The organism is Streptomyces sp. CB01373, from assembly GCF_002803075.1.
GTDB lineage: Bacteria > Actinomycetota > Actinomycetes > Streptomycetales > Streptomycetaceae > Streptomyces.
Genome location: NZ_NNBK01000027.1, coordinates 12,171 through 38,101 on the forward strand (window position 1 = coordinate 12,171; position 25,931 = coordinate 38,101).

Sequence of the window (25,931 nt, forward strand, 5' to 3'; positions counted from 1 at the left end):
TGGCCGGGCAAATCGGACACCATCTTTGTGCACACGTTCACAAAGACATAGCCTGCTGTCGACGGGGCGGTCTGGGGACATATGACCGCCCGCAGCCCCGCTCTACCCGCAGGAGCACCGTGGCAACTGGCCGAACTCACCGACCGGCGACCCGTAGCCGAGGGATTCCCGAGGCCACCGTCGCCAGGCTTCCGCTGTACCTCCGAGCCCTGACCGCACTGTCGGAGCGCTCGGTGCCCACGGTTTCCTCCGAGGAGCTCGCGGCTGCGGCGGGGGTCAATTCCGCCAAGCTGCGCAAGGACTTCTCCTACCTCGGCTCCTACGGGACCCGCGGGGTGGGTTACGACGTCGAGTATCTCGTGTACCAGATCTCGCGTGAACTCGGCCTCACCCAGGACTGGCCGGTTGTGATCGTCGGCATCGGAAATCTCGGCGCCGCCCTCGCCAACTACGGTGGCTTCGCCTCCCGTGGCTTCCGCGTCGCCGCGCTCATCGACGCCGACCCCGCGATGGCCGGGCGGCCGGTCGCCGGCATCCCGGTCCAGCACGCCGACGAGCTGGAGAGGATCATCCGCGACAACGGCGTCTCGATCGGCGTGATCTCGACTCCCGCGGGCGCCGCCCAGCAGGTCTGCGACCGGCTGGTGGCCGCCGGTGTCACCTCCATCCTGAACTTCGCGCCGACCGTGCTGTCCGTCCCGGACGGCGTCGACGTGCGCAAGGTCGACCTCTCCATCGAGCTGCAGATCCTCGCCTTCCACGAGCAGCGCAAGGCCGGTGAGGAAGCCGTGGCCGACCGCGCGGTCCCGGCCGCCGCCGCGGTCCGTGACGAGTCCGCCGACCAGGGCCCGGACGGGGATGTCCCCGCCGTGATGCCGGCATGAGCCTTCTCGTCGTCGGACTGAGCCACCGCAGCGCCCCGGTCAGCCTCCTGGAGCGCGCCTCGCTGAGCGTGGACGGCCAGGACAAGCTGCTCCAGGACACGGTCGCCGCCGAGCCGGCCACCGAGGCCGCCGTGCTCGCCACCTGCAACCGCATCGAGCTGTACGCCGACGTGGACAAGTTCCACGCCGGTGTCGCCGAGCTGTCCACGCTGCTCGCGCAGCACAGCGGGGTCGGCCTCGAGGAGCTCACCCCGTACCTCTACGTGCACTACGAGGACCGGGCCGTCCACCACCTGTTCTCGGTTGCCTGTGGCCTGGACTCGATGGTCGTCGGCGAGGGCCAGATCCTCGGCCAGATCAAGAACTCCCTGGCCCGCGCCCAGGAACTGCACACCGCCGGGCGTCTGCTGAACGACCTGTTCCAGCAGGCCCTGCGGGTGGGCAAGCGCGCCCACTCCGAGACCGGCATCGACGGCGCCGGGCAGTCCCTGGTCACCTTCGGCCTCGAGCAGCTGTCCGCGGGCGCGGACGTGCGGACCTGGGCGCGCGGCAAGAAGGCCCTGGTCATCGGCGCCGGTTCGATGTCGTCGCTGGCCGCGGCCACGCTCGCCCGGATCGGCGTCGGCGAGATAGTGATCGCCAACCGTACGCAGGACCGGGCCGAGCGCCTCGTCCAGATCCTCACCGAGGGCGACGACACGGACGTGTCGGCCCGCGCGGTACCGATGGACGCGGTGCCGCTCGAGCTGACACGTGCAGATGTCGCCGTCTCCTGCACCGGCGCGACGGGACTCGTGCTGACCGCCGAGACGGTCACCGCCGCGGTCGAGGGCCGCACCGGGGCGCCCGTCACCGTGGGGCGGGCCGCCGGAGAAGAGCACGGCAGCGCTCGTACGGCGGTGCGGACGGACGTCCGTGAGACGCCCGTGCCGCTCGTGGGCGCCGCCGGTGCCGACGAGAACTGCCCGCTGGACCTCGCGGAGCCCGGATTCTCCCTGATGGGCGAGTCCGCCGTGGCCGGCATCGACGCCGCCACCCTGGAGCAGCACGGCACCTGGGTGGATGGGGGTACCGCCCTGCTCGAGCGGAGCCGGGAGCTTGGGGGAGGGACCGTCGACCGCCGCGGGTCCGCCCGTGCCGGGGCCGACCCGGAGACCGAGGCCGAGCTGATCACCGCGCTCGTCGCGACCGCGGCCAGCGCCGGCCGGGTGCCCGAGCACCGCAGGCCCGAGCCGGTCGCCGTCGCGCCGCGCCCCGAGCCGGTCCTCTTCGTGCTGGACCTCGCCATGCCGCGCGACGTCGAGGCGGCCGCGCACCGGCTCGCCGGGGTGCGCCTGGTGGACATCGAGTCGCTCGCGGAGGCCTCCGCCGACGCTCCGATGGCCGCCGACGTCGACCAGGTCCGCCGTATCGTCTCCGACGAGGTCGCCGCCTTCGGGGCGGCCCTGCGGGCGGCGCACATCACGCCCACCGTCGTCGCGCTGCGCACCATGGCCGCCGACGTCGTGAGCAGCGAGATCTCCCGCCTGGAAGGGCGGCTGCCCAGCCTCGACGACAAGCACCGGGCTGAGATCACCCAGACCGTCCGGCGGGTCGTGGACAAGCTGCTGCACGCGCCGACGGTCAGGGTCAAGCAGCTCGCGGCCGAGCCCGGCGGCGCCGGGTACGCGGACGCGCTGCGGACCCTGTTCGACCTGGACCCCGAGACGGTCGCCTCCGTCTCCCGGGCCGACCGCGATTCCGACGACTCCGAGAAGCACAGCAAGAACCGAGGGCCAGCATGACTGAGAAGGCACTGAGGCTCGGGACCAGGCGGAGCAAGCTCGCCATGGCCCAGTCCGGGTTGGTGGCGGACGCCGTGAGCCAGGTGACCGGACGGCCTGTCGAGCTCGTCCCGGTCACCACCTACGGCGACATCTCCCGTGAGCAGCTCGCACAGATCGGCGGCACAGGTGTGTTCGTGGCCGCGCTGCGCGAGGCGTTGCAGCGGGGCGAGGTGGACTTCGCGGTTCATTCGCTCAAGGACCTGCCCACCACGCAGCCCGAGGACCTGGTCCTGGCCGCCGTGCCCGAGCGCGAGGACCCGCGTGACGTGCTCGTCGCCCGGGACGCGCTGAAGTTCACCGACCTGCCCCGCGGGGCGCGCATAGGTACGGGCTCGCCGCGCCGCATGGCCCAGCTGAACGCGTACGCCCGCGCCCACGGCCTGGACATCGAGACGGTCCCGATCCGGGGCAACGTCGACACCCGCATCGGCTTCGTCAAGAACGGCGAGCTCGACGCGGTGGTCCTGGCCGCCGCCGGGCTGAACCGGGTCGGCCGGAGCGACGAGGTGACCGACTTCCTGTCGGTCGACACGATTCTGCCGGCCCCCGGCCAGGGGGCCCTGGCGGTCGAGTGCAGGGCGGGGCACACCGCCCAAGACGCTGCTCTCGCCGCCGAGCTCGCCGCGCTCGACGACCCGCACACGCGGGCCGCCGTGACCGCCGAGCGGTCACTGCTCGCCGCCCTGGAGGCCGGCTGCAGCGCCCCGGTGGGCGCACTGGCCGACCTCGCCCCGCTGGGCGACGAGCAGATTGTCAAGGAAATGCGCCTGCGGGGCGTCGTCGGCAGGCCCGACGGCTCCGCGCTGGTGCAGCTGTCCACCACTGGTCCCGTGCCCCAGACGCACGAGCAGGCGATGGCACTCGGTCGCGAACTCGCCACCGAGATGCTCGCCCAGGGCGCGGCCGGTCTGATGGGGGAGCGAGCACAGTGAGCCCCACCACCCTTCCCGCCTGTCCCGAACACGGGCACGTCACCTTCCTCGGTGCCGGACCCGGAGATCCGGGACTGCTCACACTGCGCGCCGTGGAGGCGCTGGCCAACGCGGATGTCCTCGTCGCCGAGCACGAGGTGCTCGACGTCGTGCGCACGCACGCCAGGCAGGGCGTCGCCGTCGTGCACACGGACCCGGGTCCTTCGGCGGACTCGCATCCGGGCACGGGCACGCCCCAGCTCACGGTTGTTGACGGCACGTCAACAACCGCTGGGATCCCCGCGGTGCGGGATGCCGCACATCTTGTCATGGAGGCCGCGCGGGGCGGCAGGCGGGTCGTCCGTGCGGTGTCCGGGGACCCGGGACTCGACACGTACGCCACGGAGGAGATGCTCGCCTGCGCCGCCGCGGGCGTTCCCTTCGAGGTCGTCCCCGGCATCGCGGCCGCCGTCGGCGTGCCCGCGTACGCCGGGGTGCCGCTGCGTGACGCCCACGGCACCGACGTACGGTTCGTCGACGCGCGTACCGCCTCCGACCGCTGCTGGACCGAGATCGGTGCCTCGGACGGCACGGTCGTGGTGTCGACCACGCTCGACTCGGTCGCCGCGGCGGCCGGCGAGCTGGTCTCGGCCGGCCGCAAGCCCGACACCCCGCTGTCGGTGACGGTCGCCGGTACGACCACCCGCCAGCGCACCTGGACGGCGACGCTCGGCACGATCGCGCAGACCCTGAAGCAGGCCAAGGTGCTGCCGTCCCCGGACGGCGGGCGCCCGGTGATAGCCGTGGTCGGCGAGCGCAGCGCGACCGCCCAGCGGGACCAGCTCTCGTGGTTCGAGTCCAAGCCGCTGTTCGGGTGGAAGGTCCTCGTGCCGCGCACCAAGGAGCAGGCGGCCTCGCTCTCCGACCAGCTCCGGTCCTACGGTGCCGTGCCGCACGAGGTCCCGACGATCGCCGTCGAGCCGCCGCGCACGCCCCAGCAGATGGAGCGCGCGGTCAAGGGCCTGGTGACCGGCCGCTACGAGTGGATCGCGTTCACTTCGGTCAACGCGGTGAAGGCGGTGCGGGAGAAGTTCGAGGAGTACGGCCTGGACGCCCGTGCGTTCGCCGGCATAAAGGTGGCCGCGGTCGGCGACCAGACGGCCAAGGCGCTGATCGCCTTCGGCGTGAAGCCGGACCTGGTGCCGAGCGGCGAGCAGTCGGCCGCGGGCCTGCTGGAGGACTGGCCGCCGTACGACCCGGTCTTCGACCCGATCGACCGTGTCTTCCTGCCCCGCGCGGACATCGCCACGGAGACCCTCGTGGCGGGTCTGATCGAACTGGGCTGGGAGGTCGACGACGTCACGGCCTACCGCACGGTCCGCGCCTCTCCGCCCCCGGCGGAGACCCGCGAGGCCATCAAGGGCGGCGGCTTCGACGCGGTGATGTTCACGTCGTCGTCCACGGTGCGGAACCTGGTCGGCATCGCGGGCAAGCCGCACAACGTGACGGTGATCGCCTGCATCGGCCCGGCCACGGCGAAGACCGCCGAGGAGCACGGCCTGCGGGTGGACGTGATGGCTCCCGAGCCGTCCGTACACAAGCTGGCCGAGGCCCTGGCCGACTTCGGCGCACGGCGCCGCCTCGCGGCCCTGGACGCGGGCGACCCCGTGACCCGGCCGAGCGAACGGCGCCCCGGGGCGCGGAGGCGCCGCTCGTCGACGTGAGATCGACGTGAGTGCGTCGGCGCGGCCCGCACCCGGGAAGCCGGGTGCGGGCCGCGCGCATTCGTCAGGTCAGTGACCGGCGGCGTACGGCAGGAAGTCCGCCCAGGTGGTGGGGGGCAGGGCGAGGCGGGGGCCGTCCGGGTTCTTGGAGTCGCGGACGAGGATGTGGTCGGGCGCGGCGGCCACCTCGACGCAGTCGGGGCCCTCGTCTGTGCTGTAGCTGCTCTTTATCCACTCCAAATCGGCAGTGGCTCGGCCGTAGGGCTTGAGGGTCATGTCTCTCCAAGCACTTTCTCGATGAGGGCCATCGACTCTCGGGGGCTGAGAGCCTGCGCGCGGATGGTCCCATAACGCATGTCGAGGAGTTGCACTTCTTTCGGATCGACGATCACACGGCTGATGTGCTGCACTTCGACGTGCCCGACCGTGGTGCCGTCCGTGAGCCTGAGCAACCTGAACGATCCGGCGAGGCCGGGGTTCTCCTCGTGACCCAACGGAAGCACTTGTAGATCGACGTTGCAGAACTGAGCGACCCCCAACAGGCGTTCGAGCTGTCCGCGCATGACCATCTTGCCTCCGATGGGCCGACGGAGCGTCGACTCGCACTGGACGAAACTGAAGACGGGCCGAGCCGTCGTATCGGTGACGATCTCCTGACGCGCTACACGGGCTGCTACCCGCTGCTCCAACTCGTCCGCGGTGTAGGGCGGCCGACGCGCACTGAATACCGCCCGCGCGTATTCCTTGGTCTGCAACAACCCATGAATCACGGAGTTGTTGTAGGCGCACAGCTCGACCGCCTCCGCCTCCAGCTTCTTCAGGTCCCGTACCTTCTTCGGGTACCGGGCCTCCGCCACGTCCCCCTTCATGGCCGCGATCCTGCCGCCCGCGTTCAGCACCTCGTCCGCCGCGTCCAGGTACTCGGGCCGGGGGATGCGCCGCCCCCGTTCCACGGACGAGACCAGCTCCTGCCCGTACCCGATCGCTGTCCCGAACTCCGCCTGGGTCATGTCTGCGGCCTCGCGCCACAGCTTCAACTGCCGGATGACCGCACGCATGACGGCCCCGGCCTCGTCGTCCTCCGGCTCCGCGTTCCAGTCGCTCACGTCCGCCACCACCCTTCGCCGCGCCTCTGTGCTCAACTGCGGCCGACGCGGGCCGTCACTGCGGACGAGCCGGACGGAAACCGGGCGTGTCCGGACGATCACCGTCCGCCCGGACACCGACTCTTCGCAGGCTACGCACACGCGAACACGCTGGGTGACGTGAATCAGGAAATCGCCACCCCGCGCACCTCGCTGCACCAGTTCTCCGTGCCACTCTGCGCGACCCGTCGCGGCGCCCGTCTCGCGGCCCGGCTGATCGTGGCCGAACTCGCGGCGAACGCCGCCGTGCACGGCCGTGTCCGCGGCCGGAGCTTCCGCCTCGCCCTCGTCGTCAACGAACCGGGGACGCCGCGCATCGAGGTCACCGACACCCGGGGAGCGCCCGCCGCAGCACGACGCCCCGAGCGGCGCCGACGGGTTACGCCCGTCCGTTGTGACGCCATGGCCGTCTCAAGGTGCCCAAAGCGGGCTCTGCGTCGCACTCGTCGGGATCACGGGAGGCCCAGGGCCCGGCGGAGGGGGAGCAGGATCAGCGGGGGGTGGTGGGTGTCGGACCAGGTGAAGCGGAACAGGGTCAGGCCGGGGAGGAGGGTGGTCAGGCGGTTTTGGCGGTGGCGGTCCTGGTAGAGGGCCTGGGGGGTGCTGTGGGGAGCCTCGCCGTCCGCCTCGATGCCCACCAGGTGGGCGGGCCAGCCCAGGTCGATGCGGTAGGAGCGGCCCTGCTCCGGGTCCCGGATGCGCCACTGCAGGACGGGTGGGGGCAGGCCGCCGTCCAGGCAGATGAGGCGCACTCGGGTCTCCAGGGGGGATTCGGCCCCGCCGTCGGCCAGGCGCAGCCACTCCCGGGCCCTGGGCGCGTGGGGACGGCCGGACAGCAGGGGCGGGATGGTGAGGAGGTCGGGCTCGGACAGCAGGCCCTGGTGGAGGGCCGAGTCCAGCACGCTCACCGCCTCGGTGCGCGGGAGTTGGAGTAGGAGGTCCGCGCAGGTGCGAACCGGGATGGTCACAGGGATGCCACGCAGTGTCATGCGGGCACTGGGAGGAAGGGCGCTCCGGTGGACGCGGATGCCTGGGCGGCTGCGGATCTCGTGACCCGGTGGAGCGGCCAGGTGCACAACACCGTCCTCCCGGGGGAGGCCCTGCATGCCCAGCAGGCGGGCGGCCGTGGGGCCTGCGGCCGCCACCTGGGGGCCGCAGGTGAGGAGGACACCCTGGACCCGGGACCGCAGTGAGGGGCCCCGGTCGTCCCGTCCCACCCAGTAGCTGCCTCGGGTCAGCGGAACCCACCGGCCCGACCTGACCATCCGCCGTACGGTGTTCCGGTCGACGTCGGCCGACCTGAGCTGCGGGGCCGTCACCACCCAGTCCTGCCGGGAGGCGGTGGCACGGACCCTTTGGAGGGCTTCGCTTTCGCTGGTGATCGTCATGCCGCACTATGGCGCGCGGCGCGGACGGTTTGCGTGGGGCTGTGGATAACTCCTGCTCCGCCCCACGTCAGGCGCCCCGGAGCCGCCGCCCGGGATTGCTGGATCCGGTGGGCCTGCGGCCGGGGCTGCGGGCGGTAAAAGACCAAAGAACCCTGGGGAAAAACCCACCCAACCAACCAAACCTTGCCGCGGTCACTCTGGCGGGTGAAACCGGTCGGTACGGGTGGCGTTCGGGTGGTTCGGACGGGCAGTCTCGGGCCGAGGCGACTCCACGTCGCCTCCACAACCCCACACATGCATCGGCCCCCGCCGGGACTGGCATCCCAGTGCGAGGGCCTGACCAACAAGGAAGAGAGCAGATCTTCCCCATGGCTGAGCAGAAGCCTAGCGCTGCCGTGCGCCCGAGTCAGGGTGTTCGACGGACCACCACCCACTCCGGTGTCACACACGTACGGACGTACCAGTCGGGCCGGTACGTGGTCGTGGGCAACCACCTCGCCCAGCACCGTGAGCTGTCGCTGACCGCGATCGGACTGGCCACACACGTCCTGTCGCTGCCCGAGGGCGCGCCGGTCGACATCCGCAGCCTCGCGGACCGCTTCCCCGAGGGGCGGGACCGGATCGCTTTCGCGCTGCGGGAGTTGGAGGCCCAGGGCTATCTGGAGCGGGTGCGTGAACGGACGGACGCCGGGCGTCTGTTCACGCGGACCTACGCCCATCACACGCCGGCCCGGACAGACACGGACCCCGGCTGCGGCCGTACCGCGGCGGCCCGCCCTCGGGCGGACGCCCAGGAACCGCCCCAGGAGCACGACCGGGCCCGGAAGCAGCCGCCACCGCCCCCGCCGACCGAGCCCACGCCCTCGGACGTACGGGAGGACGGCCCCGAAGCACCTGAAGCGCCCAACCCGCCCGCACCGCCGGAAGGCGACGGCACGCCACGCGATCGGCACTTCGACGAGGCCGTCACCCTCCTCGCGGGGCTCCGCCGCACCGACGCCCGTCTGACCCTTTCCCTGCGAGACGTGAACAGGTTGGCCCCGACTGTCATCGCCTGGTTCAAGGCGGGTGCCACGGCCGCCGTCGTCCACCGGGCCCTGACCATCGACGTGCCGGCAGACCTGCGGCACCCGGCCGGCCTGGTGGCCCACCGTCTTCGCGAACTTCTGCCCCCGCCGCTTCCTCCGGTCCCCACGCTTCCTCCGCCGACATCAGCGACCACCGGGACCCGCCACCGCTCCCACCCGCTCCAGAACTGCGACGGCTGTGAGCGAGCATTCCGCGCCCCCGAGCCAGGCCGCTGCCGCGAGTGCCGAACCGCTTCGAGGGCAACGGCCGAGTTGGCAGGAGCGGCCTGAGTGTGTTCATGGCTCGGTGTTCACGGAGGTTTTCTCAAGGGCCAGTACGCGCAGGATGCGGGCCAGGTCGGCGGGTTCGGCCGCGAGGCGGACCGGTGTGCCGGCGTCGTCGAGTTCGGCGACGTCCCAGTGTCTGTCCACGGGGTCGGTGTGCCGGGCGCGCCGTACGTTCCTGAGGGTGAGCCGCTGCACCGGTATCGGTTTCGCCGCGAACCGTCCGGGACCGGGCGCCACCGCGGGAGGACCGCCGTCCAGGACGATGTGGGTGCCGAAGCCGCGCGGGTTGTAGTCGGTGTCCTCCAGGAAGCGGGCGGGCAGGAACTCCTCCTCGTCCTCTTCGGCGGCGGACTTCTCGGTCGCCGCTCCTGGCGAAGGGGCGCAGGTGGTGTGCCAGGCCCCGGCGAACAGCCCCAGCGTGACCAGAGAGCCCACGGCCAGCCACGTGATCGCCACGGGCGACGAGAACAGGGTCGTGGGGTGGAGGTAGCAGAGCGGCAGGAGCCACAGGGCGGTGGCTGCGAGCGCGCACGCGAACGGGATGACCGGCGGGAGCTCTTTGTCGTCGCGCAGTCGGCGCCCGAGCAGGCTCAGCAGTGAGTGGGCCGCGGGGCAGCCCGCGGCGAGGAGGAACGCGGCCGCCCAGGCGGCCGTGCTCCCGGCCGTGGTGATGTCCTGGCGCCACACGTGGTTCTTTCCGGAGACCTTCATCAACCGGCCGCGCCAGAGGGTCAGTTCGACACTGCCGCCGCCCTCGAATTCCACGGCGGCCTCGTGCGGGACCGCGATCCGCTCCACCGGCCGGCCGTCGGTGAAGTACAGCCAGCTGCTCCGCTTGGGAAGTTCGGCCTCGGTCCGCGAGATCACGGCCGGCGTCGTGGTCAGGCACTCGTGGCGCTCAGCGGCGGGCGTCCGGGCGGTGCACGCGGTGGCCGACTTCCACGCCTGTTCGTCCGACGCGGTCCCGGACACGGACCCCGCGGCCGCGGCCGCGCACGCGAGCAGCACAGGGCACACGACCAGCAGCCCCACCCAGCCACGCCGGGGGGTGCGGTACGACACGACGGGGACCTTGCTCGGCTGCGCGGCTCCGTGGCGGCGGTGCAGCGTGCGCAGCGCTTCCACCTCGGCGTCGAACTCCGGGTCGTCGGACGACCGGCTCCGCGGCAGGGGCAGGAGCCGTTCGCGTCCGTTGTGCAGCAGCAGGCTGACGCGACAGGGGGTTCGCGCGGATTTCCGGTGCACGCGCAGTTCGGCGATGTCGCCCCATGGCACGCTCCGGCGGCGCAGCGGCGTCCGCAGGTGCAGACCGCGGGCGTCGGCGCTCACCCGGACGAAGGGCCACAGGACGCGTCTCCAGCGGGGACGGCGGGTCACGCTCCACACATCGGCCATGCACGGCATCCTGCCATCGGCCGGGCCGTGCGAGCCGGCGCGGAGGTCCGGGCTCCAGCCGGAGGCCCGGACCCGCTGACGAGCCGTTACGCCACGGTGCGGATGAGCTTCTTGTTGACGAACTCCTCGATTCCAAGGCGGCCGAGTTCGCGGCCGAAGCCGGAGCGCTTGATGCCGCCGAAGGGCAGTTCCGCACCCTCGGCGCCGACGCCGTTGACGAAGACCATGCCGGCCTCGATGCGGTCGGCGACGCGCTCGGCCTGCGCGGGGTCGGTGGTGAAGAGGTAGGACCCGAGGCCGTAGGGGGTGTCGTTGGCGATGCGCAGGGCGTCGTCCTCGTCGGCGGCGGGGAAGACCATCGCGACCGGTCCGAAGAGTTCCTGGCGGGCGGCGGTGTGTTCGGTGGTGAGCCCGGTGAGGACCCCGGCCGGGAAGTACGCCCCGCGCCGCTCGCCCTCGCTGTGGAGCGTGGCGCCCTGGGCGACCGCCTCGTCGACCTGCCGGGCGAGGTTCTCGGCGGCGGCGGCCGACGACAGCGGGGCACCGGTCTCGCCCGCGAGCAGCCGGGCGGTGAACTTCTCGACGAACGCGTCGTAGAGGTCCTGGACGACGACGAACCGCTTGGCGGCGTTGCAGGCCTGGCCGGTGTTGTCGAGCCGGGCGGCGACGGCGGCCTCGACGACCGCGTCGAGGTCGTCGGTGGACAGCACGATGAACGGGTCGGAGCCGCCGAGTTCGAGGACGACGCGCTTCAGGTTCCGTCCGGCGATCTCGGCGACGGCGGCACCGGCGCGCTCGGAGCCGGTGAGCGAGACGCCCTGGACCCGCGGGTCGGCGATCACCTCGGCGATCTGCTCGTTGGTGGCGTACACGTTGACGTACGCGCCGGCCGGGAAGCCGGCGTCCGCGAACAGCTTCTCAAGGAGCGCGGCGGTGGCCGGGCACTGGGGGGCGTGCTTGAGGACGATGGTGTTGCCGAGCGCGAGGTTCGGGGCGGCGAAGCGGGCCACCTGGTAGGCCGGGAAGTTCCACGGCATGATGCCGAGCAGGACGCCGACCGGGCCGCGCCGGACGACGGCGCTGCCGGGGCCGGAGGTGACGTCGAGCGGCTCGTCGGCGAGGAACTGCTCGGCGTGGTCGGCGTAGTAGTGGTAGATGTCGGCGCAGAAGCCGATCTCGCCCTCCGCCTCCGCGAGCGGCTTGCCCATCTCGCGCACGATGCTCGCGGCCAGTTCGGCCTGGTGCTCGGTGTGCAGATCGCCGAGCCGGCGCAGCAGCGCGGAGCGCTCGGCCACGGTGCTGCCACGGCCCCAGGCGGTGGCAGCGTGGGCGGCGGCGACGGCCGTCTCGATCTCGGCGTCGGTGGCGGTCGGGTAGGTCTCGACGACCTCGCCGGTGGTGGGGTCGGTGACGGCGTACATCGGGCCTCCGGAGGGCGGTCGGGTGCGGGGCGGCTGCTGCAGCCGAGGATACGTTTCTCCTGGTCGGTGAGGTCGAACAGGTCGGACGAACCGGCCGACTCCCCGTCGGCAAAGGCACCGGGACGGCGGGCGTAGCGTAGAGGGCATGACGAAGTACGGATCCTTTCCCGGTACGCGTCCTCGCCGGCTGCGCACCACCCCCGCCATGCGGCGCATGGTCGCCGAGACCCGGCTGCACCCGGCGGACTTCATCCTGCCCGCGTTCGTCCGCGAGGGCGTGAGCGAGCCCGTGCCGGTCTCGGCGATGCCCGGCGTGGTCCAGCACACGCGCGACAGCCTGAAGAAGGCGGCCGCCGAGGCGGTGGAGGCCGGGGTCTCCGGGATCATGCTGTTCGGGGTGCCGGAGGAGGACAAGAAGGACGCCCTCGGCACGGCGGGTACGGACCCGGACGGGATCCTCCAGGTCGCGCTGCGCGATGTGCGCGCCGAGGTCGGCGACGAACTGCTCGTCATGTCCGACCTGTGCCTCGACGAGTTCACCGACCACGGCCACTGCGGCGTCCTCGACGCCGAGGGACGGGTCGACAACGACGCCACGCTCGAGCGGTACGCCGAGATGGCCCAGGTCCAGGCCGACGCCGGCGCCCATGTCGTGGGTCCCAGCGGCATGATGGACGGGCAGATCGGCGTCGTCCGGGACGCGCTCGACCAGATCGGGCGGGACGACGTGGCCGTCCTCGCCTACACCGTCAAGTACTCGTCCGCGTTCTACGGGCCCTTCCGGGAGGCGGTCGGCTCCTCGCTGGAGGGTGATCGCAAGACCTACCAGCAGGACCCGGCGAACCTGCGGGAGTCGCTGCGGGAGCTGGCCCTCGACCTGGAGGAGGGCGCCGACATGGTGATGGTCAAGCCGGCCGGTCCCTACCTCGACATCCTCGCCCGCGTCGCCGACGCCGTGGACGTGCCGGTCGCCGCCTACCAGATCTCCGGCGAGTACGCGATGATCGAGGCCGCCGCCGAGAAGGGCTGGATCGACCGCGACCGGGCCATCCTGGAAGCCCTGACCGGCATCAAGCGGGCCGGGGCGCGCACCATCCTCACCTACTGGGCCACCGAGGTCGCGCGGAAGCTGCGCTGACGCGGAAGCCCGGCGCAGTGGCTCGGTCCGGGTCCGTGCTCAGTCGTAGCCCTGCGACTTGATGCGCGCACCGCCCGCGGCCGTCCCCTCCGGTACGGCAGGGACGGGGTCCGGCCCGGGGGCCGCGTCGAGGATCGAGTGGGCCTCGTTCAGCAGGGCCGCCAAGTCCCGGACCAGGCCGAGTTGCAGGGCGCGCCACGCGTCCGCGTCGCTCTCCGGCGGAGCGTAACTACCGGTGTGCTTCTGGATGATGACGCCCGCGATGCGGTTGTGCTCCGCGCGCTCCTCCATGTCGCGGTCGTGATGGTAGAAGTTCCGCAGCTCGTGCAACTGCGCCATCCGGCCGTCCCAGAACGGCATCGACAGCGCCGGCAGGTCCAGCACCGCGGGGTCCTTCCTGGGACGGCGCAGCGGAGCGTGCAGGCGCTCGTTGAAGACCTGGTACGTGACCGACAGCCAGGCCGTGAAATCGGCGCGGTCGGCGCACTGCCGGCGCAGCCGGGCGAAGTCGTCGGGGGGCGACGAGCGCAGCAGCTGGTAGCCGAGGCGGGCCCGGGACGCCTCGCACACCCTGCTGTAGGCGATCAGCGCCTCCTCCACCGCCGCCTCCCAGGTCCGCCGCTGCCGCGGGTCGGAGGTCGCGCGTCGCGGTGGCCCGGCGGCCAGTTCCCGGGAGGTGAGCTGGAGCCTGGGCAGGCGGGGGCGCGCGGGGCGGCCCACGGCGCGTACGACGCCGCTGCCCAGCTCGGCGAAGTACTCCTCCAGGACGTCGAGGCCGCCGATGCGCTGCCGGTCGCCGCCCGCGACCGCCACGAGTTCGCCCAGCATCCGGTGGTTGGGCACCATGCTCTCGTGAGCCTGCGGCGTCCAGCCGGGGTGGTGCCGCTGCGCCTGCCACCAGCGGTCGAAGAGGGAGTCGTCGCTGATTCCGACGGCGTGCAGCCGGATGTCCAGGCCGGAGTGCAGGTCCTCCATCAGCGACACGGGGTCCTGTGTGCCGGACAGGGACTCGCCGCTGCGTTCCTCGGGCAGCGGCGCGAAGTGAGCGCCGTCGCTGACCAGGACGACGAGCCGGTCGTTGCCCGGGACGCCGTAGCGGTGCAGCAGCTCACCGGCCTTGTGCAGCGCCCTGCCGATGTCCGTGCCCGACTGGCGGAAGTCCAGCAGCGACACGGCCCCGCGCAACTGCTGCACGGAGTGGGCGTCCGCGACCTCCTCCATGCCCCATCGCGCCGGGAACACCGGTTCCTGGTCGTGGTCGAAGCGCACCAGCGCGAAGCGGGTGCCCACCCCGTCGTACCGCGTCCGAGCGTCGATCATGGACCCGAGCGCGTCCTTGAGCGCGTTCATCCGGGAGATCGTGGAGCCGGCCGAGCCCGAGCGCAGCCGGCCCAGCCACTTGCCCTCGTCGCGTGCCGCCGCCGGGATGTCGTCGATGCTCATGGAGCCGCTGCAGTCCGCGAGCACGACGATGTCCACGCCACTGCGCCCGCCCGGTGCGAACAGTGTGAGCCGGGTCTCCGCGCCGATGCGCAGCAGACCGCGGAGCACCTGGCCGCCGTGGTCGAGGGCCTGCCGCACCCGGAACAGGGTTCCCGACGCGTCGACCCACGCGTCGGGCAATGCCTCCGAGCCGTGCGCGAAGACGTGCCCGCACAGCAGGGGGGCTTCCCGCAGAATCGCCGTCGCCTCGTCGAGCGAGGGACCCGACGGCAGTTCCAGCTCCAGCACGGCGGGTGTCAGCGCGTCCGCCGACACCAGTTCCCAGCCCTCGTCGGGTGTGAGGCGATGTTCTTGCACGAGGGCGGCGGGTGCAACGACGACATCAGCGGGCACCCCGGGCGCGGGCAGCAGCCGTACCGCCACCGACCGGGCGGGCGCGCCACCGGTGCCCTGCACCTGGAGGACGCCCGCCGACTCGGTGGTCAGCCGTGCCTCGGACACCGCGAGCCGGTTGTCGCCGACCAGGCCGTCCCCGGTCGCCCTGAGGAGCCGGGTGTCGGCCGCCGAGTGCTTGAAGGCAGTCATCCGCGCTCCAGTTTGATTTCCACGCCCACGCGCTGCCGCAGGCGCTTGATGGTCGCACCGCCGGTGCCGATGAAGGAGCCTTGGAGCTGTTGCGGCACCTTGACGAACAGGATCCGGCTGCGCGGGCGGAAGTCGGAGAACTCCACAGCGTCGGCGAGTTGGTGCCGGCCCGTGAGACGCAGCTCCTGCACCAGGCGGTCGAAGTGCCCGCGCCCCTCGATGTGCTGCTCCCGGAACCGCTTGATGTCCTCTTGCCGCGACGGGCGGTGTCCGGCGAGCAGTTCCAGCGCCGCCGAGACCGTGGCGTCGCGCGGTGTCCGGTCACGCAGCCGTTGTTCGAGGCCGGTGAAGAGGCGGTCGATGGCCTCCATGTCGAGCACGGTCCTCCGCGTGTTGATGAGGATGTGCCGCACGATGCTGATGCGCGGCAACTGCACCCGGCGGCGGCTCGCCGACTGCCCGCGGTGGCCTTTCGCCCGGGCCACGGTGCCGGCCAGGACGATGTCGATCAGGCCCTCGGGCGGGGTCGACCTCAGCTCCTGGTGATGGAGGGAGCACAGGGCGACGCCACGGCTGTAGGGGCCGTACACCTGCCAGCGCTGGGCGTGCTCGACGCAGACGCGCCGACCGCACGCCTTCATCGCGGACAGGGTGCGGTGCTCGCAGCGGATGTAGCCGGTGCCGCGGCACCCGTCGCGCTCGCAGACGGGGAAGCGCTCGTCGTAGCAGTCCGCGCAGTAGGAGACGGTGGCGTCGGCGGGGTGCCCGCGCAGATGCGTCCGGCACCAGGCCCTGCGCCCGCGGCACCGCACCCCGCTGCACCAGGCGGCGGCCTTCGTGCCGCACCGGCACTCGGGCACGTGGTGAGGGCAGGAGGCGCGCAGGCCGCCGTCCAGGAAGACGGCGTGCGCCTCGCAGACCCGGCCCGTACGCCGGTCCTCGTCGCACCCGGCGCAGCGGTAGGGCGCATACGTCGTGGTCCCGGCCGCGCGGCAGCTGGTACAGGCGTGCCGGACCTCGGGCGGCTCCAGGACGCCCCGGATCGCGAACCGCGTGCCGGCCCCGAGCGGCCTCGGGGCGGTGGCCGGATCCAGGAACCAGATGCCGACCTCGCCCTCGTCCCCCAGATCGATCCGCACCCGCGGGCCCGCCAGCGGGTCGACCGTCACCACGGCCGGTTCGAGCCGGTCCCACAGCGCGACGCATTCGTCCGTCGACCGGGGAACGCGCTGGAAGTCCCGCAGGTCCAGGGTGACGGGAACGACCGGATGGGCCGGAGCGGGCAGGGTCATCGGTCGGCCTCCTCACGCGGAGCCACGAGCAGCACCTCGACCGTGCCACGGCGCTCGTCCCCGCTGCCGGTGTAGGTCGTGTCGGTCAGCAGGACGTGCCGCATCCCGTCCGGCGCCCGGCCGACGCTGCGCAGGCCCTCGCGCACCCGGGGACGGTCCTGCGCGGGCAGGTCCCAGTGCAGCAGTGCCACACCCTGCTCGCCCGCCATGCGTACGGCCCGGTCCGCCGCCCCGTCGTCCCACGACGACAGCGGCTCCTCGCACCGCACACGCTGCCCGGCGCGCGGTCGTAGCGCGCGTCGCAGCGCCCGCGCCTCGTCCCGCCCGCGGGTGCGCAGTGGACGGGTCAGGTCCAGGGCGCCCCTTGTCAGACAGTAGGAGCGCAGCGCCTCCAGCACCTCGGGGACGCGGATGTCCGGCTTGCCGACCAGATCGAGGAGCTGGTCGGCGGTGAGTGGCGCCGGCCGTCCGGTTCCGGGCTGTCCGGTGCTGGACCGCCCGGCGTTGGACCGCCCGGCCTCGGGCGGGGCCTCCTGGCGCGGCCGGGGTGAGGACGGGCCCGTGACGCGCTCCGTCAGCCAGATCCGCGCCGCGGCCCAACTTCCTCTTGCGATTGCCTGGTTGGCGGCGCTCAGATGGTCGGTGGTCAGCCAGTCGGGCGTGGCGACGCCCTGCGCGAGCCGTTCGGGGGCGAGGGCGCTCGCGTCGTCCGCCCGCCACCGGGCCAGCAGGTCGTTCTCGTTGCGTACGAAGGCGGAGGCGGTGGCCGAACCGGCGAGTTCCATGCCGATCAACAGCGGGGCCAGTTCGTCGACCGTCGCATCCAGCTGCCGGAAGTACGGCATCAGTTCGTACAGCAGTCCCAGCAACGCGCGCCCGGCGGACCGCGGTTTCGCAGGCCCGTCGCCGCGCTTGCCCTGCTCGACGTGCAGCTCCGCGGCGAGCCCATGGGCGACGGCTCGTGCGCGGTCCTGCTCGATCAGCGGCTGCGGCACCTGGCGTACCCGTCGTCCGGTGCGCTCCAGGTCGCGGGACCACATCGACAGCGCCTGCACCAGCAGCGCGTGCGCCAGGGTGGTGGCGACGGTGACCTGCGCGTCGAACAGCCGCAGTGTGACATCGCCCTCGGCCCCCGCCTCCGGCTCCCCGAGCGGATTGACGTCCATGGCCTCCAGGCGGCTGAGCCGTTCCTCCTGCCGCAGTCTGGTGCGCACCCGCTCCAGGTGCTCCGGCGCGTACGACTCGATGTAACGGGTGCTGACCTGATCGACGGAGCGCGAGAGCCGGGCCGAACCGCCCGGTGACACCCCACCGGGACCATAGAGCTGACGGCCCGTCAGTGCGATGAGAGGCGCTGTGTGTTCGCGTACGAGATTGCCGAACAACTCCCGCTGCACCGGTCCCAGTACTTCGGCGGAGTGCAGATCGGCGCACAACCCGGCGGTCGGATCAGGCTGCCGCTGCCAGCCGGTGGGCAGCAGCAGCCCGCCCTTGCGGCGTACCTCGGCGGCCACCTGGGCGATCGCCCCGGCCAGCACACCGGCGACATGTTCCCGGGTCTCGGGGCCGTGCAGCGAGACGCGGCCGGTGTCGACCCACAGCGCCGCCGGCGTGCGCGCGCTGCCCCGCAGGGCGAACGGCGGGCCCGCCGGTCCCGGGGGCAGCGACGGCGGGGCGGCCAGCAGCGCGGCGACCAGCTCCGCGGCACCACGGCCCGGGCGCGGCTCGGGAACGTACACGCTGTAGCCCTTGGCGATCCGCTGCCTGAGCGGACCGGAACGGCTGAGTGCCACCAGGACCATGGCTCAGTCCTCCGTCCTGTCCCACATCGTGTTGGACCACAACCCCCGCAGTGGTGGGAGCAGTACGAAGAGCACGACGGTGACCAGTACCGCCACGGCGGTGGTGACGAGCAGAGTCCATGGCCCCGAGCCCCAGAGGGCCCCGGCCGCGTACGCCACACCGAAGGGCAGCCCCACCGACGACAGCAGACCGAGTGCGACCGAGATCCGCCGGGAGCGCGCCGCCTCCACATGGCGCGCCGTGTCGGCGAGGCCCACTGCGGTGTGTGACAGCAGCTGATCCAGGCAGAGCTGCTCCTGGAAGCGTTCGAGCAGTTCGTTGCCCTTGCCCTGGGAGGTGATGTGCGACGACCACAGGGCGCGGCGCAGGTCGGTCAGGCGTCCTTCGAGGCGCACCAGCCGGCTCGCGTCGGACTCCCGCGCGGTCAGCGCGGACACGGCGTTGGCCAGAGCGTTCGCACCGAGGTACTGAAGCCGGGCCAGCAGGAACACGTCGAGGTAGATGGTGTGGACGTGGTGGGCGGCGGTGGCGTGGAACGTCTCCTCACCGCCTGGGTCGGGGGAGGTCCCGACGAAGGCGGCCCCGTCCCGCAGTACCAGTGCCTGCCAGTCGGCGGAGAACCGCACCCTCCCGGCGAACAGGGCGGTGTCCTCGGGATCGGGCGCGAAATGCTCCAGCGGGCTTCGGGAGGCCAGCAGCCACAGCCACTGGTCGCGCGTGCTCCACGACGCGTACGCGGTGGGCATCACCGGAGGTGGCCGGCCCTGCTCGAACGTCACGTGCGCCAGGGTCCAGGCGCGTGCCGTACCGGCGGCGGCCTCCACCCCGCTCGGCAGGATCTTCGCCAGACGGGCGTGGTCGGTGGGGAGTGCGGCGAGCTCGGCCAGCTCCGCCACCGGATCGTCCCCGAGGCGTACGTGCAGCACCGCCAGCGCCGCGCGCCGGTCGTCCAGACCCGCCGCGGCGGGTAAGCGGAGCAACTCCACTGCCTCGACGGCCGGTTCGTCCGCATCCGGAGGGCGCCGCAGGTGCCAGCGGGCCGGACGGCCCGGATCGCCGAAGAGGGACGTGCCGACACGGGGTTCGAAGTACGTCAGCCGCCGCTCACGGTCGGCGGCCGTCCCGTCGGCGAGTAACGCGGGCAGGGGGCCTTCGGCCCACTCCTCGGGCAGCGGCTCCGCGGCGGCCAACCCGACTTCGAACACGACACATGACGAACTCCGCCGCACCGGCCGTCCCCCCGGACCATGAGCAGTCGTTCCTGACGATGCCTAACAGTCTCAAAAGTAACAGCACGGACGTCGCTGGGGGTTCGCCTGTGGAAACTGGTGGCAACGAGCAGCCGGCTGTCGCTCGTCGCCACCGAATGGTGGGGGCGCCGGGCTCCCCCACCACGCTCCGGGAGCGGCTCCTCAGAGGCGCTCGGGCGTCCGGATGCCCAGCAGGGCCATGCCCTGGTGCAGGGTGCGGGCCGTGACGTCGCACAGGAACAGGCGGTTCTCCACCTGCTCCGGCGTCTCGGCCTTCAGCACCGGGCACTTGTCGTAGAAGGACGTGTACAGGGACGCCAGCTGGTACAGGTACGCGGCCAGCTTGTGCGGGGCGTACTCCTCGGCGGACTCCCGCACCGTCTCCGCGAAGGCGTCGGCGTGCAGCCCCAACGCGCGCTCCGCCTGCGTCAGTTCCAGCTCCGGGTGGGCGGCGGGCCGCACCTCCCCGGCCTTGCGCAGGATCGACTGGATCCGGGCGTAGGCGTACTGGAGGTAGACCGACGTGTCGCCGTTCAGCGAGACCATCTGGTCCAGGTCGAACTTGTAGTCCCGGTTCGCCGAGGTCGACAGGTCCGCGTACTTCACCGCGCCGATGCCCACCTGGGCACCCCGCTCGGCGATCTCCGCCTCCGTGAGGTCCTGCGCCTTCTCCCGGACGACCGCGGAGGCGCGCTCGATCGCCTCGTCGAGCAGGTCGACCAGGCGGACCGTCTCGCCCTCACGGGTCTTGAACGGCTTGCCGTCCTTGCCGAGCACCGTGCCGAACGCCAGCTGGTACGCCGTCACGTCGTCGTTCAGCCAGCCGGCCCGCCGCGCGGTCTCGAAGACCATCTTGAAGTGCAGGGACTGGCGGGCGTCCACCACGTACAGCAGGTTGTTCGCCTTGAGGTTGAAGACCCTGTCCCGGATCGCCGACAGGTCGGTGGCCGCGTAGCCGTAGCCGCCGTCGGACTTCTGGACGATCAGCGGGACCTTGTTGCCGTCCGGGCCCTTGACGTCGTCGAAGAAGACGCACAGGGCGCCCTCCGAGCGGACCGCCACGCCGGACTCCTCCAGCAGGCGGCAGGTCTCCGCGAGCATGTCGTTGTAGCCGGACTCGCCGACGATGTCCGCGTCCCGGACGTCCATGTCCAGCTTCTCGAAGACGGAGAAGAAGTAGATCTTCGACTCGTCCACGAACTTCTGCCACATGGTGACCGTGTGCGCGTCACCGGCCTGGAGGTCCACCACCCGGCGCCGGGCCCGCGTCTTGAACTCCTCGTCGGAGTCGAACAGCCTGCGCGCGGCCTTGTAGAGGCGGTCGAGGTTCGACATCGCCTCCTCGCCGCTCACCGCGGACGCCTTGTGGTCCAGCTCGTGCGGGTGCTCGTCCAGGTACTGGATGAGCATGCCGAACTGGGTGCCCCAGTCGCCGATGTGGTGCCGGCGGACCACGTTCTCGCCGGTGAACTCCAGCAGCTGGACGACGGAGTCGCCGATCACCGCGGACCGCAGGTGGCCGACGTGCATCTCCTTCGCCACGTTCGGCTGGGCGTAGTCGATCACCGTCGTGCCCGGCTGCTCCGCGTACGGCACGCCGAGGCGGCCGTCGGCGTCGGCCGCCCGCGCCGCGAGGTTCTCCGTGATCGCCCGGTCGGTGACCGTGACGTTGAGGAAGCCGGGTCCGGAGACCTCGATGTCCTTGATCACGTCACCGGTGACCACGTGCCCGACGACCTGCGCCGCCAGCTCCCGCGGGTTCGCCTTCGCCCGCTTTGCCAGCGCGAGGATCCCGTTGGCCTGGAAGTCCGCCCGGTCGCTTCGTCGCAGCAGCGGGTCCGCGGCGCCGGTCTCCGGCAGGGTGGCCGAGAGGGCGGACGCGAGGCGCTGGTGGACGGAAGCGGTGAGGGACGTGACCGAGGCCATAGGAAAGGGTGCCGTTCTCCTCGTGGGGATGGATAGACAGGCCCAGTATCCCACGCGGGGTAAAGCGAATTTTCCGGTCGCCCGGCGAACCCCGGGCCGCCCGCGCCCGTCCAACGCGTTGAAAAGGCGTTTTCACGGATGCCTACCCGCCTGGGACAATGGAGCGGTCAGCCGTGCGACCGTAGCGGCTGCCCACGGAGAACCTTCAGAGAAACTTCAGGGAAAGAGGACGTGCCGATCGTGGCTCAGAGCAACGAGACCGCCGACTGGGTCTCCCGTTTCGCGGACGACGTCATCGAGGAGTCGGAGCGTCGGGCCCCGGGCAAACCGGTCGTCGTCGCGTCCGGCCTGTCGCCGTCCGGCCCCATCCACCTGGGCAACCTGCGCGAGGTCATGACCCCGCACCTCGTCGCCGACGAGATCCGCCGCCGGGGCCACGAGGTACGGCACCTGATCTCCTGGGACGACTACGACCGGTACCGCAAGGTCCCGGCCGGTGTCGCCGGCGTCGACGAGTCGTGGGCCGAGCACATCGGCAAGCCGCTGACCTCCGTCCCGGCCCCCAAGGGCTCGGAGCACGCCAACTGGGCCGAGCACTTCAAGGCCGCCATGGTCACCTCGCTCGCCGAGCTGGGCGTGGAGTTCGACGGCATCAGCCAGACCGAGCAGTACACCTCGGGCGTGTACCGCGAGCAGATCCTGCACGCGATGCGGCACCGCGGCGACATCGACGCGATCCTCGCCCAGTACCGCACCAAGCCCAAGGCGGCCAAGAAGCAGCAGAAGCCCGTCGACGAGGCCGAGCTGGAGGCCGAGGAGGGCTCGGGCGCCGCTGCCGAGGACGACGGCAGCTCCGGCTCCGCCGGCTACTTCCCGTACAAGCCGTACTGCGGCAACTGCGAGAAGGACCTCACCACCGTCACCGCCTACGACGACGACTCCACCGAGCTGACCTACGCCTGCACCGCGTGCGGCTTCTCGGAGACGGTCCGGCTCAGCGAGTTCAACCGCGGCAAGCTGGTCTGGAAGGTCGACTGGCCGATGCGGTGGGCGTACGAGGGCGTGATCTTCGAGCCGAGCGGTGTCGACCACTCCTCGCCCGGGTCCTCGTTCCAGGTCGGCGGGCAGATCGTCGGGATCTTCGGCGGCAAGCAGCCGATCGGCCCGATGTACGCCTTCGTGGGCATCTCCGGCATGGCCAAGATGTCGTCCTCGCGCGGTGGCGTGCCCACCCCGGCCGACGCGCTGCAGATCATGGAGCCGCAGCTCCTGCGCTGGCTGTACGCCCGGCGCAGGCCGAACCAGTCCTTCAAGATCGCGTTCGACCAGGAGATCCAGCGCCTGTACGACGAGTGGGACAAGCTCGCCGCCAAGGTCGCCGACCGCTCCGCCCTGCCCGGTGACGTCGCCGCGTACACGCGGGCCGTGGGCGCCGCCGGCGCGGAGCTGCCGAGGACGCCGCGCCCGTTGCCGTACCGCACGCTCGCGTCCGTCGCCGACATCACCGCCGGCCACCAGGACCAGGCGCTGCGCATCCTGTCCGAACTCGACCCGGCCAACCCGCTGGGCTCGCTGGACGAGGCCCGCCCGCGGTTCGACAGGGCCGAGGCGTGGATCAACACCCATGTTCCCGCCGACCAGCGCACCATCGTCCGCGAGGAGCCCGACACCGACCTGCTGAAGTCCCTCGACGAGCCCTCCCGGCAGTCCGTCGGGCTCCTGCTCGACGGCCTCGGGGACCACTGGTCGCTCGACGGGCTCACCCACCTCGTCTACGGCGTGCCCAAGGTCCAGGCCGGCTTCTCCGCCGACGCCACGCCCAAGGAGCTGCCGCCGGAGATCAAGACCGCCCAGCGGTCCTTCTTCGCGCTGCTCTACCACCTGCTCGTCGGCCGCGACACCGGTCCGCGCCTGCCCACGCTGCTGCTCGCGGTGGGGCAGGAGCGGGTGCGGGCCCTGCTCGGGCAGTAGCGGAGCGCCGCGGAACGACACGACGAGGGGCCCTCAGGCGAGGGCCCCTCGTTCGTGTTCCGCGGATCGCGGTTCAGGCGATGTGGTCGTCCTGCAGTTCCGCCGTGTGGCGGTTCGTGAAGCGATTGACCATGCGGTCCGCGTCGCGCTGCGTGAGTGTGACGCCGTACGTCGCCTCCACGTCGTCCTTCAGCTGGCCCGAGGTGGGGTAGCTGCCGTCTATCGACTTCTTGAAGACCAGGTAGAAGTCCTCCTCGGTCGGCTCCGGGGCGCCGCCGCCCTCTCCGAGCTCACGGGTGCGGCCCGGGCCCGAGGGGATGGGGAAGCTGCCGGTCGTCTCCGACGGGGATTCCTCGGGGAAGGGCTGCTGCTCCTCAGGGAACCGGTCCTGGGGGAACCGGTCCTGGGGGAACGGATCCTGGGGGAACTGTTCCTGCTGGTACTGCTCCTGCTCGTACCAGGCCCCGTAGTGCTCCTCGGCGTAATGAGGGTCGAAGGGCGGCTCGTAGGTGGGGTCGTAGTCGCCCTGGTACTCGATCTGCTGGGGGCTCCTGGCGTGCAGCCAGGGGTTCGCCTCCGGATCGGGAGCCGGCACCGGCGCGGGTGCGGGTGCGGGCTGTTCGGCGCGGGGAGCGGGGGCCAGCTCGGGGCGCTGCTCGCTCTGAGGCGCCGCCGGGACGGGGGCAGGGGCGGGAGCGGGTGCCGGCAGAAGCACCGGGAGTTCTATGCCCGCCGCCGCCAGGCCCTCCGGGGCCGTGGCCGACAGCGGGACGCCGTACCGGGCGAGGCGCAGCGGCATCAGGGACTCCACCGGGGCCTTGCGGCGCCAGGCGCGGCCGAAGCGGGAGCGCAACCGGGCCTGGTAGACGAGGCGTTCCTGCTCCAGCTTGATGACCTCGTCGTAGGAGCGCAGCTCCCACAGCTTCATGCGCCGCCACAGCAGGAAGGTGGGCACGGGGGAGAGCAGCCAGCGGGTCAGGCGGACGCCCTCCATGTGCTTGTCCGCCGTGATGTCCGCGATCCGGCCGATCGCGTGCCGGGCCGCCTCCACGGCGACCACGAACAGCACCGGGATCACCGCGTGCATGCCCACGCCCAACGGGTCCGGCCAGGCGGCGGCGCCGTTGAAGGCGATCGTGGCCAGCGTCAGCAGCCACGCGGTCTGACGGAGCAGCGGGAAGGGGATCCGGATCCAGGTCAGCAGCAGATCCAGGGCGAGCAGTACACAGATGCCCGCGTCGATGCCGATCGGGAACACATAGCTGAAGTTCCCGAAGCCCTTCTTGATGGCGAGTTCACGGACGGCCGCGTACGAACCCGCGAAGCCGATACCGGCAATGATCACGGCGCCCGCGACGACCACGCCGATGAGAACGCGGTGCATCCGGGTCAGCTGTGGCGTGGCCACCCGTAACTCCCTCCCCTTGCCTGTTGTTGCGCGCAACAGGGTGGCACATCTGTGCGAGGGATGGGGTACCGGTCCGGTTGCTTGCCCTACGGGCCGTCCGTGGGCCGTCCGTGGGTCAGCCGTTGGACGCGGACTTGGACGGCGAGGCCGACTTCGCGGGGGACTCGGACGCCGAGGGGGAAGAGGAGGGCGAGGAAGAGGACGACGAAGTACTCGGCGCCGCGCCGCCGGACGCGCCGTTCGCCGTCGCCACCGCGGTCACCGCCTCCTTGGCGGCCTTTTCCGCGGCCTTCGCCAGGCCGTCGGCGTCCGGGGTCCTGTCACCGGCCAGACCCGCGCCGTTGTAGTCGAGGGTGACGACCACGTTCTCCACCCGCGCCACGACCGTCTGCTGCTTGAAGTCGCCTTCCTTCTTCTTCAGGTCGTAGCGCACCAGCGTGGCCTCGTCGCCCGTCCCGCCCGCCGGCTCCGACTTGACGTTCCGCGCGTCCTCCGCGTGCTGCGTGTCCTGCACCTGCCGCTGATAGAACTCCTGCGCCTGCTTCTCGCCGGAGCCGCGGGTGACGTCGGACTCGAAACGCAGCAGCGAGACGTTCAGCCAGCGGAACTGAGAGCCCTTCACCCCGTTGTTGTCCAGGCTGTTCCAGGCGCAGCCGGCCCGCGTGGAGAGGTCGCTCGACGCGCTCTCCTTGCCCTTCGAGCCCTTCGGGACCAGTTCACCGAGGGTCTTGTCCGACAGCACCTTGCACGGCTGGGGCAGCTTCCCGTACACCGCGGCCTGCACCGTCGGCGACGGGCTGGCGCTCGCGCTCGCGGAGCCGTTCACGTCGCCCGCCGTGGTCTTCCCGGCATCCCCACCGGAACCGGAGTCCGAGGAGGAGCAGGCCGCGGCGAGCAGCATCACGGGGACTGCCATCGCGCAGACAAGGGCGCGGTGCGGACGCCCTCCTCGCGGGGTACGCGGGGCTCGGTCTTCTCGCTGGGCTGCTCGCTGCATGGTTCCTTCGCTCATGACGCTCGTGGTTCCTGCGGTCGGATCGGGTCCGAGGGGCCACCGTACGCGGTA

19 protein-coding genes are annotated in these 25,931 nt (G+C 71.8%); 7 read left to right on the forward strand and 12 right to left on the reverse strand.

Going from position 1 to position 25,931, the window contains the following annotated elements; genetic code table 11:
• Positions 1-119 precede the first annotated feature (119 nt).
• Genes CG719_RS32930 through CG719_RS32945 form a run of 4 tightly spaced genes read left to right on the forward strand, consistent with a single transcriptional unit; the run spans position 120 to position 5,345 of the window.
• The gene (locus CG719_RS32930; RefSeq protein ID WP_100572369.1) at positions 120-884 is read left to right on the forward strand and encodes a redox-sensing transcriptional repressor Rex; all 765 of its coding nucleotides are present in this window, start codon (positions 120-122) and stop codon (positions 882-884) included.
• Positions 881-2,668 carry a glutamyl-tRNA reductase gene (locus CG719_RS32935; RefSeq protein ID WP_100572370.1) on the forward strand — a complete coding sequence of 596 codons (1,788 nt, stop codon included), beginning with the start codon at positions 881-883 and terminating at the stop codon, positions 2,666-2,668. Before CG719_RS32930 ends, CG719_RS32935 begins: the two co-directional genes overlap by 4 nt.
• Positions 2,665-3,642: a hydroxymethylbilane synthase gene (gene hemC / locus CG719_RS32940; RefSeq protein ID WP_100572371.1), complete on the forward strand. Its 978-nt coding sequence runs from the start codon at positions 2,665-2,667 to the stop codon at positions 3,640-3,642. The genes CG719_RS32935 and hemC overlap by 4 nt, the downstream gene beginning before the upstream one ends.
• Positions 3,639-5,345, forward strand: coding sequence for a uroporphyrinogen-III synthase (locus tag CG719_RS32945; RefSeq protein ID WP_100572372.1), 1,707 nt, complete (start codon positions 3,639-3,641; stop codon positions 5,343-5,345). The genes hemC and CG719_RS32945 overlap by 4 nt, the downstream gene beginning before the upstream one ends.
• Positions 5,346-5,414: 69 nt before the next feature.
• On the opposite strand, the gene CG719_RS32950 is transcribed toward CG719_RS32945, so the two are convergent.
• From CG719_RS32950 to CG719_RS35610, 3 genes are all read right to left on the reverse strand, one after another.
• Positions 5,415-5,621 (reverse strand): DUF397 domain-containing protein, encoded by a 207-nt coding sequence (locus tag CG719_RS32950; protein ID WP_100572373.1) that lies wholly within the window; start codon positions 5,619-5,621, stop codon positions 5,415-5,417.
• Positions 5,618-6,403 carry a helix-turn-helix domain-containing protein gene (locus CG719_RS32955; RefSeq protein WP_442802764.1) on the reverse strand — a complete coding sequence of 262 codons (786 nt, stop codon included), beginning with the start codon at positions 6,401-6,403 and terminating at the stop codon, positions 5,618-5,620. Before CG719_RS32955 ends, CG719_RS32950 begins: the two co-directional genes overlap by 4 nt.
• Before the next feature lie 539 nt (positions 6,404-6,942).
• Positions 6,943-7,878, reverse strand: coding sequence for a type IV toxin-antitoxin system AbiEi family antitoxin domain-containing protein (locus CG719_RS35610; protein WP_159025007.1), 936 nt, complete (start codon positions 7,876-7,878; stop codon positions 6,943-6,945).
• A gap of 368 nt (positions 7,879-8,246) precedes the next feature.
• Between CG719_RS35610 and CG719_RS32975 the strand changes: the two genes are divergently transcribed.
• On the forward strand, positions 8,247-9,236 hold the full coding sequence (locus CG719_RS32975) for a helix-turn-helix domain-containing protein (RefSeq protein ID WP_100572375.1): 990 nt from the start codon (positions 8,247-8,249) through the stop codon (positions 9,234-9,236).
• A gap of 6 nt (positions 9,237-9,242) precedes the next feature.
• On the opposite strand, the gene CG719_RS32980 is transcribed toward CG719_RS32975, so the two are convergent.
• Both CG719_RS32980 and CG719_RS32985 read right to left on the reverse strand, forming a co-directional pair.
• On the reverse strand, positions 9,243-10,628 hold the full coding sequence (locus CG719_RS32980; RefSeq protein ID WP_100572376.1) for a PH domain-containing protein: 1,386 nt from the start codon (positions 10,626-10,628) through the stop codon (positions 9,243-9,245).
• A gap of 86 nt (positions 10,629-10,714) precedes the next feature.
• Positions 10,715-12,049: an NAD-dependent succinate-semialdehyde dehydrogenase gene (locus CG719_RS32985; RefSeq protein WP_100572377.1), complete on the reverse strand. Its 1,335-nt coding sequence runs from the start codon at positions 12,047-12,049 to the stop codon at positions 10,715-10,717.
• A gap of 145 nt (positions 12,050-12,194) precedes the next feature.
• On the opposite strand from CG719_RS32985, the gene hemB reads away from it, so the two are divergent.
• A complete protein-coding gene (gene hemB, locus CG719_RS32990) occupies positions 12,195-13,187 on the forward strand; it encodes a porphobilinogen synthase (protein WP_100572378.1) in 993 nt (330 codons plus the stop codon).
• A 39-nt stretch (positions 13,188-13,226) separates the two neighbouring features.
• Here hemB and CG719_RS32995 read toward each other — a convergent pair whose 3' ends face one another.
• The 5 genes from CG719_RS32995 to argS all read right to left on the reverse strand — a co-directional run bounded on the left by CG719_RS32995 (position 13,227) and on the right by argS (position 21,486).
• A complete protein-coding gene (locus tag CG719_RS32995; RefSeq protein WP_100572379.1) occupies positions 13,227-15,215 on the reverse strand; it encodes a vWA domain-containing protein in 1,989 nt (662 codons plus the stop codon).
• Complete coding sequence (locus CG719_RS33000) at positions 15,212-16,507, reverse strand: KH domain-containing protein (protein ID WP_100572380.1); 1,296 nt, start codon at positions 16,505-16,507, stop codon at positions 15,212-15,214. Before CG719_RS33000 ends, CG719_RS32995 begins: the two co-directional genes overlap by 4 nt.
• Positions 16,504-18,309 carry a hypothetical protein gene (locus tag CG719_RS33005; protein WP_100572381.1) on the reverse strand — a complete coding sequence of 602 codons (1,806 nt, stop codon included), beginning with the start codon at positions 18,307-18,309 and terminating at the stop codon, positions 16,504-16,506. The genes CG719_RS33000 and CG719_RS33005 overlap by 4 nt, the downstream gene beginning before the upstream one ends.
• A gap of 3 nt (positions 18,310-18,312) precedes the next feature.
• A complete protein-coding gene (locus tag CG719_RS33010) occupies positions 18,313-19,515 on the reverse strand; it encodes a hypothetical protein (protein WP_234375881.1) in 1,203 nt (400 codons plus the stop codon).
• Positions 19,516-19,722: 207 nt separating this feature from the next.
• On the reverse strand, positions 19,723-21,486 hold the full coding sequence (gene argS, locus CG719_RS33015; RefSeq protein WP_100572383.1) for an arginine--tRNA ligase: 1,764 nt from the start codon (positions 21,484-21,486) through the stop codon (positions 19,723-19,725).
• A gap of 231 nt (positions 21,487-21,717) precedes the next feature.
• Here argS and lysS point away from each other — a divergent pair, with 231 nt between their 5' ends.
• Positions 21,718-23,457 carry a lysine--tRNA ligase gene (lysS, locus tag CG719_RS33020; protein ID WP_100572384.1) on the forward strand — a complete coding sequence of 580 codons (1,740 nt, stop codon included), beginning with the start codon at positions 21,718-21,720 and terminating at the stop codon, positions 23,455-23,457.
• Between the two features lie 73 nt (positions 23,458-23,530).
• Here lysS and CG719_RS33025 read toward each other — a convergent pair whose 3' ends face one another.
• Positions 23,531-24,841, reverse strand: coding sequence for a DUF2637 domain-containing protein (locus tag CG719_RS33025; RefSeq protein ID WP_100572430.1), 1,311 nt, complete (start codon positions 24,839-24,841; stop codon positions 23,531-23,533).
• Between the two features lie 139 nt (positions 24,842-24,980).
• Positions 24,981-25,877, reverse strand: coding sequence for a DUF3558 family protein (locus tag CG719_RS33030; RefSeq protein ID WP_100572385.1), 897 nt, complete (start codon positions 25,875-25,877; stop codon positions 24,981-24,983).
• Positions 25,878-25,931 lie beyond the last annotated feature (54 nt).